This is a genomic window from Bacillus sp. LJBS17, from assembly GCF_019334685.1.
Taxonomy (GTDB): domain Bacteria; phylum Bacillota; class Bacilli; order Bacillales; family Bacillaceae; genus Bacillus; species Bacillus subtilis.
The window spans coordinates 2,885,826-2,900,331 of sequence record NZ_CP079759.1; the positions used below are offsets into that span (position 1 = coordinate 2,885,826).

11 protein-coding genes and 1 pseudogene are annotated in these 14,506 nt (G+C 44.0%); 2 read left to right on the forward strand and 10 right to left on the reverse strand.

Annotation, left to right across the window (positions count from 1 at the left end; all coding sequences use genetic code 11):
* Positions 1-190 precede the first annotated feature (190 nt).
* Complete coding sequence (locus KXZ66_RS14965) at positions 191-571, reverse strand: winged helix-turn-helix transcriptional regulator (RefSeq protein WP_021480292.1); 381 nt, start codon at positions 569-571, stop codon at positions 191-193.
* 183 nt (positions 572-754) lie between these two features.
* On the opposite strand from KXZ66_RS14965, the gene KXZ66_RS14970 reads away from it, so the two are divergent.
* The gene (locus tag KXZ66_RS14970) at positions 755-1,945 is read left to right on the forward strand and encodes an MFS transporter (protein ID WP_015483547.1); all 1,191 of its coding nucleotides are present in this window, start codon (positions 755-757) and stop codon (positions 1,943-1,945) included.
* A gap of 23 nt (positions 1,946-1,968) precedes the next feature.
* Entirely contained in the window at positions 1,969-2,811 is an 843-nt protein-coding gene (gene ytbE, locus KXZ66_RS14975) for an aldo/keto reductase YtbE (protein ID WP_003229455.1), read from the forward strand.
* 40 nt (positions 2,812-2,851) lie between these two features.
* Here the strand turns inward: ytbE and coaE are convergent, their stop codons facing one another.
* From coaE to citZ, 9 genes and pseudogenes are all read right to left on the reverse strand, one after another.
* Positions 2,852-3,445, reverse strand: a complete 594-nt coding sequence (gene coaE / locus KXZ66_RS14980) for a dephospho-CoA kinase (RefSeq protein ID WP_038827987.1) — start codon at positions 3,443-3,445, stop codon at positions 2,852-2,854.
* Positions 3,446-3,460: 15 nt separating this feature from the next.
* A pseudogene (gene ytaF, locus KXZ66_RS14985) lies at positions 3,461-4,111 on the reverse strand (sporulation membrane protein YtaF); the annotation flags it as partial.
* 148 nt (positions 4,112-4,259) lie between these two features.
* Complete coding sequence (gene mutM / locus KXZ66_RS14990; protein ID WP_029318229.1) at positions 4,260-5,090, reverse strand: DNA-formamidopyrimidine glycosylase; 831 nt, start codon at positions 5,088-5,090, stop codon at positions 4,260-4,262.
* 22 nt (positions 5,091-5,112) lie between these two features.
* Complete coding sequence (gene polA / locus KXZ66_RS14995) at positions 5,113-7,755, reverse strand: DNA polymerase I (RefSeq protein ID WP_004398870.1); 2,643 nt, start codon at positions 7,753-7,755, stop codon at positions 5,113-5,115.
* A gap of 243 nt (positions 7,756-7,998) precedes the next feature.
* Positions 7,999-9,738 (reverse strand): sensory box histidine kinase PhoR, encoded by a 1,740-nt coding sequence (phoR, locus tag KXZ66_RS15000; protein ID WP_004398493.1) that lies wholly within the window; start codon positions 9,736-9,738, stop codon positions 7,999-8,001.
* Positions 9,731-10,453, reverse strand: coding sequence for a two-component system response regulator PhoP (phoP, locus tag KXZ66_RS15005; protein ID WP_014477634.1), 723 nt, complete (start codon positions 10,451-10,453; stop codon positions 9,731-9,733). The genes phoR and phoP overlap by 8 nt, the downstream gene beginning before the upstream one ends.
* Before the next feature lie 211 nt (positions 10,454-10,664).
* Positions 10,665-11,603 (reverse strand): malate dehydrogenase, encoded by a 939-nt coding sequence (gene mdh / locus KXZ66_RS15010; protein ID WP_003237775.1) that lies wholly within the window; start codon positions 11,601-11,603, stop codon positions 10,665-10,667.
* A gap of 43 nt (positions 11,604-11,646) precedes the next feature.
* Positions 11,647-12,918, reverse strand: a complete 1,272-nt coding sequence (gene icd / locus KXZ66_RS15015; protein ID WP_151870116.1) for an NADP-dependent isocitrate dehydrogenase — start codon at positions 12,916-12,918, stop codon at positions 11,647-11,649.
* A 164-nt stretch (positions 12,919-13,082) separates the two neighbouring features.
* Positions 13,083-14,201: a citrate synthase gene (citZ, locus tag KXZ66_RS15020; RefSeq protein ID WP_014477638.1), complete on the reverse strand. Its 1,119-nt coding sequence runs from the start codon at positions 14,199-14,201 to the stop codon at positions 13,083-13,085.
* Between the last annotated feature and the right edge of the window lie 305 nt (positions 14,202-14,506).

Below are 14,506 nucleotides of genomic sequence, written 5' to 3' on the forward strand. Positions count from 1 at the left end.
TCAATTATGCCACCCTAATTTGTTACTATCTAAAATTAGTATAACACATTAAAACAAATTCGCCAGTACATATTGATAAAAATCAACGATTATAACGCTAATTTATGATGCATCTTATGTTTTCTTGCACAGAATATCAGGCGTAAGAACCAAAAAGCAGCCAGCGCTCCGCACTGACTGCCCTCATGCTTTATGATTCCTGTTTTAACTTATCATTGAGCACACTTTCTTCTAGCACAGAAAATGTATCCCCGTACACTCTGTTAATATGATTCGCTCCCCAAGCACACAGCATATCTAAAATTCCTTCTAAGCTGCGGCCGTATTCGCTGAGCTCATATTCCACTTTGGGAGGAACTTGATTATATACGATTCGTTTAATGACACCGTCCGCTTCCAGCTCGCGCAGCTGCTGAGTCAGCATTTTTTGCGTGATGTTGGGCATTAGGCGTTTTAATTCGCTTGTGCGTTTTTTTCCGTGCGTCAGATGGCATAAAATGACGCATTTCCATTTCCCACCGATCACTTCAAGAGTCGCTTCAACAGAAATGTTATATTTTTTCTTCTCCATACAATCCATTCTCCTCACAGGCACCAAAAAGTGACTATAGCACTTCAAAGTACGTACTTTTATTTCTTAACGATATGTTTCATAATCACATTTGCCGGCTGATTTGAATCTGCTCTTTTTTATTTATATAGCTTACTCGGCAGAATTTCAATCATACAACACATCTTACAAAGGAGGAACATCATGACTTCAGCCAATAAAAGTAGTATTCCTGCACTACTGGCTTTGGCCGTAAGTGCATTCGCAATAGGGACAACTGAATTTATCAGTGTCGGCCTTTTGCCGCTCATTGCTGATGACCTGGATATTCCCGTCACGACAGCAGGATTGACCGTTTCCCTTTATGCGCTCGGCGTTACATTTGGGGCACCTATATTAACTTCATTGACCTCAAGCATGTCACGTAAGACACTATTGCTTTGGATCATGTTTATTTTTATTGCCGGTAATACGATGGCAGCAACCGCTTCAAGCATCGGGATTTTACTAGCAGCACGTGTGATATCGGCATTTTCGCACGGTGTGTTTATGTCGATCGGTTCGACAATCGCAGCGGATATTGTCCCGGAAGATAAAAGGGCTAGCGCGATTTCAATTATGTTTACTGGCCTCACTGTGGCAACTGTAACCGGAGTTCCTTTTGGGACATTTATCGGCCAGCAGTTCGGCTGGCGTTTCGCCTTTATGGTCATTATCGCCGTCGGAATCATTGCTTTCATTACAAATGGCATTCTTGTACCGTCCAAATTACGAAAAGGGACGAAAACAACGATGCGGGATCAATTGAAGCTTGTGACAAACAGCCGGTTATTGCTTTTATTTGTCATTACAGCGCTTGGATACGGAGGAACATTCGTTGTGTTCACGTATCTGTCTCCCCTGCTTCAGGAAGTAACAGGCTTCAAAGCCGGGACTGTTGCAGTGATTCTGCTCGGATACGGAATAGCTATTGCTATCGGCAATATGATTGGCGGAAAGCTGTCAAACCGAAATCCAATTGCCGCTTTATTCTATATGTTTATCGTACAGGCAATTGTTCTATTCGTACTGACATTTACAGCCCCGTATCAAGCAGCTGGGCTCATTACCATTCTCTGTATGGGATTGCTGGCCTTTATGAACGTGCCCGGCCTTCAGGTGTATGTCGTCATGCTGGCTGAGCGTTTTGTCCCGAGTGCAGTTGACGTCGCATCCGCGATGAATATCGCTGCCTTTAATGCAGGGATCGCGCTTGGGTCATACCTTGGCGGTGTGATCACCGATTCAATCGGATTGATTCATACCGCTTGGATAGGCGGATTAATGGTGGTCGGTGCAGTCATTTTAACAGGCTGGAGCCGCTTGATGGAAAAACGAGATCGGCAGGAAGCCTGACAATTTTAAAGGAGGAAATGAACATGACAACACATTTACAAGCAAAAGCAACACTTCATAATGGGGTAGAAATGCCTTGGTTCGGCCTTGGCGTGTTCCAAGTGGAAGAAGGATCTGAACTGGTAAACGCAGTTAAAACTGCCATTGTTCACGGGTACCGCAGTATTGATACTGCAGCAATCTATGGAAATGAAGCTGGAGTCGGAGAAGGGATTCGGGAAGGCATTGAAGAAGCAGGCATTTCAAGAGAGGATCTGTTTATCACATCGAAAGTATGGAATGCGGATTTAGGCTACGAAGAAACACTCGCCGCGTTTGAAACAAGTCTGTCCAAACTCGGTCTGGATTATTTGGATCTATACCTCATCCACTGGCCTGTAGAAGGAAAGTATAAAGAAGCTTGGAGAGCGCTTGAAACGCTGTATAAAGAAGGCCGCATCAAAGCGATTGGCGTAAGCAACTTCCAAATTCACCATCTTGAAGATCTGATGACGGCAGCTGAAATTAAGCCTATGATTAACCAAGTGGAATTTCACCCGCGCCTCACACAAAAAGAGTTGATAAGATACTGCCAAAATCAGGGCATCCAGATGGAGGCTTGGTCACCTTTAATGCAGGGACAGCTGCTGGATCACCCTGTATTGGCTGACATCGCTCAAACATATAATAAATCTGTCGCACAAATTATTTTGCGCTGGGATCTGCAGCATGGCATCATTACGATTCCTAAATCAACGAAGGAACACCGCATTAAAGAAAATGCAAGCGTATTTGACTTTGAATTAACGCAGGATGACATGAACCGAATCGATGCACTGAATGAAAACTTGCGCGTCGGTCCTGATCCGGACAACTTTGATTTTTAATGGCAAAAAAACACCGTTCAATATGAACGGTGTTTTTTGATTATGCCCAGCTGTTCATGATTTCATCAAGCTGCCTTTTGGTCTCTTCAAGCGTGCCGCTGTTATAAATGACTTGATCTGCTCTTGCTGTTTTTTCCTCTAAGGGCATTTGAGAGCGGATACGGCTGACTGCTTCTTCTTCCGTCAGCTGATTGCGCTTCATCAGACGTTCCAGTTGAAGATCTTTTGTCACACTGACCACAATAATTTTATCAACCAATGATTCCAATTTGCTTTCGAACAATAGCGGGATATCCAATACAACAAATGCCTCCCGATTTGCAACGGCTTCATCACGGCGATTGAGCATTTCCTGCCTGACTGCGGGATGAACAATTGCATTTAAAGCGAGACGTTTTTGTTCATTTGTAAATACCAGCGCTCCAAGCTTTTTTCGATCTATATCGCCATTTGAGAGCAGTATGTCTTCACCGAATTCGTCAATGATTTGCCGGTAGGCCGGCATCCCTTTTTCTACCGCTTGTTTTGCAATGATATCTGCATCTATAACTGTTATTCCTTTTTCAATCAGCATATTGGCTACCGTGCTTTTGCCGCTAGCTATTCCTCCCGTTAAACCAATGACTAAGGTCAAGAGATCCACTCCTTTTTACAATTTCCAGAGCCCAATCGTGATTAATAGAAGCCCCGGCAAAAACGCCATTTTATCGATCCATTTCCACTTAGACAGAAAATGGCCGGCATTGATTCCAATTGATACAAACAGCGAGCTCATGATTGCCACGGCGATGCTCATCACAATCGGCGAAAAACCGAGAATGGCTGCGCCTATACCTGCTCCAAAGGCATCAATCGATAAGGCAAATCCCAATAAGACCGCCTCAATTCCGTTGATCACACCCGATTTGTCGATATCCGCACTCATGGGTTTTCTCAAAATATGAATCACAATTCCTAATGACCGAACCTCTAAATTAAGCAGTGTTTTTTCATGCAATAGGTATTCTTTATCTTTTGCCGGTTTGAAAAATTGATACAGAACCCACGCACCGATTCCAACCAATATCAAACCGCCAAGCTTCTCCGTCACATATACAGGAAAAAACTTCGTGAGAAAGCTTCCGATCAGCATGGATATAAACATGACAGCACCGGAACAGCAGGCGATAACCAAAATCGCTTTAAACGGTATTTTCATTTTTCTCAATCCGTACGTAAATCCGACTGAAAAACTGTCCAAGCTGACAGCCAACGCCAGCAGCAGTATAGAAACCATTTGCATATCCGTTTCTTCCTTTCTGTTGGTGCTCTTGTATCAGATGTGAAATGCCCGGGATTCATCACAATCATATATATGGGAAAGTGAAAAATCCGTGTTTCGAAAATGGCATCCTCAATTCCAGAGTTACTGATATATGCACCGACAGCTTGGACAATGAAGCATTATGCTACTTTTTTGTCTGGCACTTTGCGCAAAAATGCGTGCCTCTTCCTCCAACGACAATTTTCGAAATCATCGTTCCGCAATTTTTGCATGGCTCGTCTTTTTTTCCGTACACAAAATGCTGCAGCTGGAACATTCCGATTTCCCCTTGGGAGTTGATATAAGAACGGACTGTGCTTCCGCCCGCATCAATCGCCTCCTGCAGAGTGTTTTTGATTTCAGCGTGAAGGGTTTTGATTGTTTTATCTGATAATTGATTTGCTTTTGTCTCGGGATGGACACCTGCTCTGAAAAGAGCCTCATCCACATAAATGTTCCCGAGTCCAACTACCGTTTTTTGATCCAGTAGGGCAGTTTTGACAGCGCGGTTTGTTTTCGCAAGCCGTTCTTTTAAATACGCACTCGTAAATTCTTCTGCATCCGGCTCCGGACCTAACTGAGAAAGCGGGAGCTCGCCCGCTTCTTCTCCCGGTTTAAATAAGTGCATGGTTCCAAATTTCCGCACATCCCTGTACCGGAGCTGGGTTCCATCCGTCATCGTGAATATGACATGCACGTGTTTATCGTCAGGCTCCTCGGCTTGATGAAGACCGTATTTTCCTTCCATTCGAAGGTGAGAAACCATAACATAATGATCTAAATGAAACAGTAAAAACTTTCCCCGTCTTCCGATGGACTGTATCGTTTCTCCTGCTAGTTTTCGCGCAAATTCCTCCGGTTCGGCAGGCCGTTTGATGATATTCGGCCATCTGATCTCTACCGATTTGATTGTTTTTCCCTTTACAAGCCCGGTCAGAGTGCGCCGGACCGTCTCAACCTCTGGTAATTCCGGCACATCCATCACTTCCTATCTCTGTTTATTTCGCATCGTACCAAGATGGGCCTGATGCAAAGTCCACCTTTAACGGCACATCTAATGCAAGCGCATGCTCCATCACTTCAGGAACAAGCTTTTCAAGAATTTCAATTTCTTCCTTTGGCGCCTCAAAAATCAATTCATCGTGTACTTGAAGCAGAAGCCTTGCTTTCAACTGTTTTTCTTTCAGCTTGGCAGCCATGTCAATCATGGCTTTTTTGATAATATCAGCGGCGCTTCCTTGAATCGGCGTATTCATGGCCGTCCGCTCCGCAAAACTTCGGATATTAAAGTTCCGGCTCGTCAGCTCAGGGATGTAGCGGCGGCGATGCATAAGCGTTGTTACGTATCCTTTTTGCTTCGCTTCCTGTACTGAATCTTCCATGTACGCTTTTACGCCTTGGAAGCTTTCCAGATAGCGGTCGATAAATGCTCCCGCTTCCTTCCGAGTAATGCCGAGGTTCTGTGACAGACCGTAATCGCTGATCCCGTAAACAATGCCAAAGTTGACCGCTTTCGCCTGGCGTCTCATCGCAGATGTCACTTCATCCTTAGCGACATGGAACACATCCATTGCCGTTTTCGTGTGAATATCCATATCATTTGTAAAAGCTTCGATCAGATTTTCATCCTTTGAAATATGGGCAAGCACCCGCAGCTCGATTTGTGAATAATCGGCTGCAAAAATGAGCCAGTCTTTTTCAGACGGCACAAAAGCTTGGCGAATTTTCCGCCCTTCCTCAAGCCTGATCGGAATGTTTTGCAGGTTCGGATCAGTCGAGCTGAGACGGCCAGTTTGCGTTAAGGCCTGGTTAAATCGCGTGTGCACTTTATGCGAATCCGGTCTCGTCACCTTTAAAAGCCCTTCGATATATGTTGATTGAAGCTTGCCGATTTGTCTGTACTGTAAAATATAGTCGACAATATCATGCTTGTCAGCCAGCTTTTCAAGCACATCGGCAGACGTAGAATAGCCTGTTTTCGTTTTCTTTACGACAGGAAGGCCGATCTTTTCAAATAAGATGACGCCTAGCTGTTTCGGAGAATTGATGTTAAACGGCTCTCCCGCAATCTCATGGATTTTTTCTTCATATTCCTTCAGCTTCGCACCCAGTTCTTCACCCATCCGTTTTAAACGGTCAACATCGACCTTGACGCCAGTTGATTCCATTTCGCCAAGAATAAGCGCAAGAGGCATTTCCAGCTCTTCAAACAGTTCAAGCTGGTCGTTGTTTTCCAGCTCCTGAACGAGCTTTTCCCGAAGGCTTTGAATCGCTAACGCTTTTCGGCCAAGGTGCTCAGACAGTACGTCTTCTGACGGCACTGCCCGTTTTGCTCCTTTTCCATAAACTGATTCATCACTTGAAACGATATGCAGGCCGTAATCCTTAGCCACACTCGCAACGTCGTCATATGAATTGCCCGGGTTGATGATATAAGCCGCAAGGAGCGTATCAAACTCGGCTCCTTTCAGCTCAATGCCCTGCCAGCGCAAAGCGACAACTGCCCGCTTGCTGTCGAAGACCCATTTCTTCTGCTCGTCATTTTCCACCCATTCTTTAAACACCTCAGACTCAACGGCAATGTCTTTCGGAATGAAATAAGCTCCCGTTTCATTTACGATCGAAAATCCGAGGATCGGCTCTTCATGATAATTATCGCCAATCTGTTCAACGACAAATGCGGATGGAGAAACCAATATATCGCTTGTCACGTCTGTGACTGTTTTGACATTAATGTCTTCCAACGATTGATCCTGTTCTGCTTCTGCACTGTCTTCTCCAAGCCGTTCAAGAAGCGTGTTGAAGCCAAGATCTTTAAAGATGGCAATGACCTGTTCACGATTAAAGCCTTGATATTCCAGGCCGGAAACAGATACCTCAATCGGAGCATCCGTCATAATTGTCGCAAGCTCCTTGCTCATCAATGCCTGATCCTTAAACTCCTCAAGCTTTTCCTTCAATTTCTTTCCGCTCACCTCGTCAATGGACTCCAGCAGCTTTTCAACGGAATCAAATTGTTTTAAAAGCTTAATCGCAGTCTTTTCTCCGACGCCGGGCACACCCGGAATATTATCTGAGGAATCGCCCATCAGACCCTTCATATCAATGATTTGTTCAGGCGTAAGCCCGTATTTCTCTTTGACATGCTCCGGTGTGTAAAATTCAACATCGGTAATTCCCTTTCTCGTAATGGCAACTGTCGTTTTGTCCGTTGCCAGCTGTGTTAAATCCTTATCTCCTGAGAAAACCTTAACTTCAAATCCGTCTTTTTCAGCCGATTTGGCCAGTGTGCCGATAATATCATCCGCTTCATATTGTTCCAGTTCATAGCGGCTGATCTGGTAGGCATCCAGCAGCTCGCGGATAAACGGCATTTGTTCGGAAAGCTCAGGCGGGGTTTTCTGTCTGCCGCCTTTATATTCTTTAAATGTGCCGTGACGAAATGTTGTTTTCCCGGCATCAAACGCAACCAGCATGTGCGTCGGTTTTTCATCCTCAAGCATTTTCATCAAAATCATCGCAAAGCCGTATACAGCATTTGTATGAACACCTTTATCATTGCTTAACAGCGGCAATGCAAAAAACGCCCGGTAAGCCAGACTGTTTCCGTCTACAAGCACTAATTTTTTTCGTTCCGTCATTCAATTTCCTCCTAAGAAGCCTCAGGCTTCCATTCATCTCTTACATAGTCATTAGCTCCTCTTATTTTAACAAAGTTCAATTTGAAAGGAAAATACGTGAACTATAAGAGAAGACACAAAAAAGGACGGGAACACAAATAGGTTCCCGCCGTCAAAATTGGCTCCTTGGATGAAGGGGTTCTACTACATCCTACCAGCATAGGTTTAACAGTGCATGAAGATATTGTTAAACCTTTGTAAACATTAGGCGGACTTTTCAGCGGCCCGTTTCAGCGTCACGGTAAAGACAGTTCCCCGTCCAAGCTCGCTTGTGACATCAATTTTCCCTTCATGAGCCTCTATTAAATGCTTGACAATCGCAAGGCCCAGCCCTGTTCCGCCCGAATTCCTGCTTCTGTCTTTATCTACGCGGTAAAAGCGTTCAAAGATTCGCGGAATTTCTTCTTTCTGAATTCCGATTCCAGAATCGGCAACCTCAATCTGAATGTCTTTTTCTCTGGGTTTTACATTGATAGCCACGGAGCCCCCCTCAGGCGTGTAGGTTAACGCATTGTTTACGAGATTAAGAAATACCTGTTTCAGCCTGTACGGGTCACCAGATACATATTGAGGGTCTTTCGGGACATTCAGGTGCAAGGAGATGCCTTTCTCATCCGCTTTATGCTTCAGAAGCGTTTCTATCTCACCAAGCATTTTGGCCGGTTCAAACGTTTCGATACTGAGCGTGAAATTTTGCTGCTCGATTTTTGAGAGATCGAGCAAATCCTGAACCAAAGACTGAAGCCTTTCGCTTTCCTTAAGAATAATAGAGAGAAATTCAGAAAGCGCCTCTTTGTCCTCCATCGCCCCATCCAATAACGTCTCCGTAAACCCTTTTATGGACGTAATCGGTGTTTTCAGCTCATGAGAAACATTGGCCACAAAATCCTTCCTCATCTGCTCTAATTTCTTTGTTTCCGTCATGTCATGGAAAACGAGCACAATTCCTTTCCATTCATCATCCGGCCCCATAATCGGAACGCCGTCCACTTCAAAATAACGCCGTTCTATTTTGATCGGAAGTCTTAACAGCTTGCATTTCTTTGTCTCCGTCATAAAAATGTCTTCGACAAGCTGGATCACTTCTTCATGTTCAAATGCATCGTGATAAAGACGGCGCAGCATATGATTCGGATTGATATGAAACTGCTTGGCGTAAGATCTGTTTACGAGATTAATAAAGCCTCTTCCGTCGATCATAATCAGCCCGGAGCCAATGTTTTCAATGACTGTCAGCAGCCGATCCCGCTGCATTTCCTGCGTTCGCGTCATTTCCATCAGATCAATGGCAAGGCTGTTCATCGCATGTCCTAGCTTATCAGAACGCCTAATATAGCCGCCGTACGTCCGTGCATCGTAGTTGCCCTTAGAGAGTTCTGTGGCTACATTTGTCGCTGACTCAATTGACCTTTTATAACGTGAGGTCATGCTGGAATAAAAATAAACAATGACGATAAATGCGGTACAAAGACTGGCCGTCAGCATCCCCCACAATTCGCCTTTTAAGCCGTCGCTTTTTTCAGAGGCGGAAAGCAGCACATATCCTGTTTTTTCACCTTCGCTTCTAAGTGAAAGTCCGTAATAAAGCTTGTTATCTGTTGTTGACAGAATACCCTCATGGCCAGAAACAAGCGCCTGCACCTTTTGGGAATCAGCCGATCTCCCGTTTGACCCATACAGCACCTTGCCGTCTGTATCAATAACGGATGCGCTCACATCAAGCGCGCCGCCTGCATCTTTAATGATTTTCTCATTTGCTTGATTATTCAGATTGCCGGCATCAAGAAGCGAAGCCAAGTATTTTGCTTCTTTTTCAATGTGTTCCTCTGCTTTCCTTTGATCAGATGTTTCAAAAAGCTGCTGTAAAAACAGCCCGAGAACACAAAACACCAGAATCATACAGACAACGAATACAGAAAAAAGGCGCACACGGTATTTATTCATTCATTTTTGGCTCCTCCAGTTTATACCCCAATCCCCTAATCGTTTTAATGTAGATCGGTTTTTTGGTATTGTTTTCAATTTTGTCGCGAAGATGGCTGATGTGCACATCAACAATTCTCGTATCTCCGGCAAAATCATAATTCCAGACTGCGCTCAGCAGCAGGTCTCTTGTCAGAACTCTGCCTTTATGTCTGCCTAAATAGAGCAGCAGTTCGAATTCTTTCGGTGTCAGTTCAAGCTGACTTTCTTTAAAGTACGCTTCATAATGATCAGGCAGGATTTTCAGATCGCCGATTACGATCTGGCCTTCCATTTCATCGTTCTTCATCTCACTAGAGGGCGCAGCCATTTCCGAACGCCTTAAAATCGCTTTGACTCTCGCATTTACTTCCCTTGGACTGAACGGCTTGGTCATATAATCATCAGCACCGAGCTCAAGCCCTAATACTTTGTCGAATTCCTCATCCTTCGCTGTCAGCATTAAAATGGGAAACATCAGTTTTTGCTGTCTCAGCTGCTTGCATACTTCGATTCCGTCCAATTTTGGAAGCATCACATCAAGCACAATCAAATCAGGCTTCTCTGTTTCCGCTTTTTTGAGTGCTTCTTCCCCATCCGAGGCGGTAATGACATCATAGCCTGACCGTTCCAAATTGTACTGTAAAAGAGTAACAATAGATTCTTCATCATCCACAACTAAAATTTTCTTGTTCATGCTGTGCCTCCAGTATTATAATTCCCCGACATCCTATTTCTCTATTTTATGTCATCTTAACATGTTTCATGATTTTATTTTAGCGAAAGCAGGACATTCCGACAATTCGCCTTTTACATCATTTTTAAAAGAAATAAAGATGTTCATGATAGCGCTTTCATTTATAGTAAAAAGAGAAAGGCTGTATTAAGCAAGCCTTTCTCTCTTTTTATTAGGATAATACTTTCATGACATTTTTGACAGATTCAACTGATTTATTCAGCTGCGCTCTTTCATAGTCTGTCAGTTCAAGTTCAATGATTTGCTCAAGACCGTTGCCGCCTACAATTGTAGGAACACCAAGGTAGATGCCTTCATAGCCGTATTCCCCTTCAAGATAAGCAATTGTAGGAAGGACGCGGCGCTGATCCTTCAAGATCGCTTCGACCATTTCTGTCAGAGAAGCCGCAGGCGCATAATACGCGCTTCCGTTTCCAAGAAGATTCACGATTTCGCCTCCGCCTTTTCTAGTACGCTCCACAATTGCGTCAATCCGTTCTTTCGGAATAAGAGTTTCAAGCGGGATACCGCCAGCATAAGAATAACGCACAAGCGGAACCATATCGTCACCGTGTCCGCCGAGTACGAAACCAGTCACATCTTTCACTGACAGGTTTAATTCCTCTGCCACAAATGTTCTGAATCTTGCCGTATCAAGCACACCGGACTGGCCGATTACACGCTCTTTAGGGAAGCCTGATTCTTTGTACACCGCGTATGTCATTGCATCAACAGGATTTGTCAGCACCACAATAATAGAGTCAGGAGAATATTTCACGATTTCCCGGGTAACGCTTCTCATAATCTTTTCGTTTGTAGAGACCAAATCATCTCTGCTCATACCAGGTTTTCTTGCGATACCGGCTGTAATGACAACAATGTCAGAGCCAGCTGTATCCTCGTAATTGGATGTTCCCGTAATTTTTGCGTCAAAGCCTTGAACCGGGCTTGCTTCAAGCATATCAAGCGCTTTTCCCTTTGTCGGGTTCTCCAATTGCGGAATGTCAACAAGAACAACGTCTGCCAGCTCTTTTTGAGCGATTAAAAATGCAGTTGTAGCTCCGGTAAAACCTGCTCCGATAACAGAAACTTTTTTACGAGTATTTCCCATGTCTCTCTTCTCCTTTATGGCTAGTTTTAGGCTTTTTCCTTGCTTAGTCCATGTTTTTGATCAGTTCTTCTCCGAACTCTGAACATTTCACTTCAGTCGCCCCGTCCATTAATCTAGCAAAATCGTAAGTTACGACTTTGGAAGCGATTGTTTTTTCCATAGATTTGATAACCAAATCAGCCGCTTCGTTCCATCCTAAATGCTCAAGAAGCAGAACGCCTGAAAGAATAACTGAAGATGGGTTTACTTTATCAAGGCCTGCATATTTAGGAGCCGTTCCGTGCGTCGCCTCGAAAATCGCATGTCCTGTTTCGTAGTTGATGTTCGCTCCAGGAGCAATGCCGATTCCGCCGACTTGCGCAGCAAGAGCATCAGAAATGTAATCTCCGTTCAAGTTCATTGTCGCAACGACATCAAACTCGTTTGGACGCGTTAAGATCTGCTGAAGGAAAATGTCAGCAATGCTGTCTTTGATAATGATTTTTCCTGCTGTTTCCGCTTCGCTTTGCGCTTTGTTGGCAGCGTCTTTTCCTTCTTCTTCAGCAATGCGGTCATATTGAGCCCATGTGAAGACTTTATCTCCGTATTCTTTTTCAGCAAGTTCATAGCCCCAGTTTTTGAACGCGCCTTCTGTGAACTTCATGATGTTTCCTTTGTGAACAAGCGTTACAGATTTGCGGCCATGCTCGATCGCATAATCAATGGCAGCTCTGACCAAGCGGCTTGTTCCTTCTTCTGAAACAGGCTTAATGCCGATACCTGATGTCTCAGGGAAACGGATTTTATTGACGTTTAACTCATTTTGAAGGAAGCTGATAAGCTTTTGCACTTCTTCAGAGCCTTTTGCATACTCGATGCCTGCGTAAATATCTTCTGTATTTTCACGGAAGATGACCATATCAGTATCTTCAGGGCGTTTTACCGGTGACGGCACTCCAGTAAAGTATCTTACAGGTCTTAAGCAGACGAATAGGTCAAGCTCTTGTCTGAGCGCTACGTTCAAAGAACGGATACCGCCGCCGACAGGTGTCGTTAACGGGCCTTTAATCGCGATGAAATATTCGCGGATCACATCTAATGTTTCAGCAGGGAGCCACTCACCTGTTTTATTATAAGCCTTTTCTCCGGCGTAAACTTCTTTCCATGTAATTTTCTTTTCGCCTTTGTATGCTTTTTCTACTGCTGCTTCCAAAACCTTCGAAGCCGCGTTCCAAATATCAGGACCGGTTCCGTCTCCTTCGATAAATGGGATAATCGGGTTGTTTGGTACGTTTAATACTCCGTTAGAGACTGTAATTTTTTCACCTTGTGCCACAATAAAAACCTCCCAGTATGTAATTCATATTTAGAAAACATTTTATTTTTCTTATATAGAAAATAAAATGATTTTTCCTAACATTCAATTTAAAGTGTAACCCAATTTTGATGTTCTGAACAAGAGGCTAACCTCATTGACGCAAGCCAGCCTCCAATGGTTCTTTAGGCTCTTTCTTCAATCGGAACGAATTTTTGTTTGTCAGGGCCTGTGTAATCTGCCCGCGGGCGGATCAGACGGTTGTTGTCATACTGCTCAAGAATATGAGCGAGCCAGCCGGACATTCTGCTTACAGCAAAAATCGGTGTAAACAAATCATGGTCAATACCGAGGCTGTGATATACAGAAGCCGAATAGAAATCAACGTTAGGCGGAAGCTTTTTCTCTGATGTGACGATGTCTTCTATACGAATCGACATCTCATACCATTTGCTTTCGCCTGTCAGGTTGGTCAGGCGCTTGCTCATTTCTTTCAGATGCTTCGCGCGCGGATCACCATGCTTATACACACGGTGGCCGAATCCCATGATTTTTTCTTTCTTTTCAAGTTTAGCGCGGATGTACGGCTCAGCGTTTTCCACTTCACCGATTTCTGTCAGCATTTTCATAACGCCTTCATTCGCTCCTCCGTGAAGAGGCCCTTTCAGCGCGCCGATTGCTGCAGTAATGCCTGAATAGATGTCAGAAAGTGTTGCGACGCAGACCCTCGCTGTGAACGTTGACGCGTTCAACTCATGGTCAGCATGTAAAATCAATGCTTTGTTGAAGGCTTCAACCTCAATTGGTGAAGGCTCTTCACCGTTTAATGTGTAAAGAAAATTCTCCGCAATACCGTAATCTTCTCTCGGTTCAACAGGCTCAAGACCCCTGCGAATTCTGGAAAACGCTGCAACCAGGCCAGGCACCTTTGCCTGAAGGCGGATCGCCTTTCTGTAGTTGGCTTCCGGGTTCATGGTATCAGCCTCGCTGTCAAGCAGGCCTAGTAATGAAATTGCTGTCCGAAGAGCAGCCATGGGATGAACATTTTCGAGGGAATAAGATTTGAAGTGCTCAATAATTTCTTGCGGAACGGCAGCTTCCTTTGCAAGCTGCTGCTTTAACTCTTCAAGCTCTTTTTTGTTTGGCAGCCTTAGATGCCAAAGCAAGTAGATGATTTCTTCAAAACTTGCATTCTCTGTCAAATCATCGATATCATACCCCACATATGTAAGGGTATCATCAATAATAGAACTAACAGATGATGTTGTTGCTACAACCCCTTCAAGACCGCGTGTCGCTGTCATATATAACATCTCCTTTTCAATAAATTTCCCCTTTAAGAGTGTTGTAAAAACATGAGGCTTACTTAAAAAGCACGATGCAAGTATTTCTCTCCCCCAAAAAGAAAATGCTTACATTTTACTGGCTGCTGGAACTAAAACCCTTTGCTTATGAAAGAACATAACAAATTCTTATAAGCTTATTTAAGTTTAAGCCTATTCTCATTATAAACAATAATCAGACATTTGTTAAATGTTTACCTATAATTTTTTTTTTCATTCTGTGATTTCCCCGAAAAAACGCCTTTATTTGCGGGTTTTTGCATAAA